This window comes from Mesorhizobium sp. M0816 (assembly GCF_040320005.1).
Classification (GTDB): domain Bacteria; phylum Pseudomonadota; class Alphaproteobacteria; order Rhizobiales; family Rhizobiaceae; genus Mesorhizobium.
Genome location: NZ_JAMYOT010000113.1, coordinates 1 through 657, shown reverse-complemented (window position 1 = coordinate 657; position 657 = coordinate 1). Strand labels below are relative to the sequence as shown.

2 protein-coding genes are annotated in these 657 nt (G+C 62.4%); one reads left to right on the top strand and one right to left on the bottom strand.

Annotated elements, in window-relative coordinates; all coding sequences use genetic code 11:
* The coding region (locus NKI17_RS36935) for a LysR family transcriptional regulator (protein WP_352907961.1) at positions 1 to 386 on the bottom strand (386 nt) is incomplete at its 3' end.
* A gap of 82 nt (positions 387 to 468) precedes the next feature.
* Between NKI17_RS36935 and NKI17_RS36930 the strand changes: the two genes are divergently transcribed.
* On the top strand, positions 469 to 657 hold a 189-nt coding region (locus NKI17_RS36930), incomplete at its 3' end, for a hypothetical protein (RefSeq protein ID WP_352907960.1).

Below are 657 nucleotides of genomic sequence, written 5' to 3'. Positions count from 1 at the left end.
CGGTCGGTGGTGGTGACAAGCTCTACCCTTATGCCGTCATCGACCGTCCAGATCTCGCCGATATGGGCGGAAACGAAGGCCGAGGTCCATGGCCCGGCCGAGACGCGGACAATGCGGTCGGGCAGGTTTCCCTCGCGCCAGCGGGTCAGCGACTGCATTGCCGCCTCGACGTCTTCGGCGCGCCGCAGCAGTTCCTCGCCGACCGGGGTCAGCCGGTAGCCGGTCTGCTGGCGCACGAATAGAGGTTCGCCGATCTGCTTTTCGAGCGCGGTGACGCGTCGTCCAAGGGTGGCTGCGCTGAGGCGCGTTGTTCCCGTCTCTGCGCTCAAGCCACCCAGCCGCGCAACGTCGAGAAACAACCTCAGATCGTCCCAGCCGATATCCATTTTGCAGAAATGAAAAACTCCTTGCGACCGTGGCTGTAGCGCAAAGCGGGCATCGTGCGCAAGTATGCAGGCATTGGAGGCGTTGGACAATCCTGCCTGGCGGGACAGGGACAAGCGCCTCGGCTGGCCAAGAAGCGAACTGAACCCTTTCGATCGCGCATGCGATTCGCGCAGAGGTTTTGCGCTTCCGACCAACCCAGGCGCGCAGGCATTCTGCGTACCAAAGGAGACGATCATGTTGGATGAACTTCGATACCGTTTCGCCCGCTGG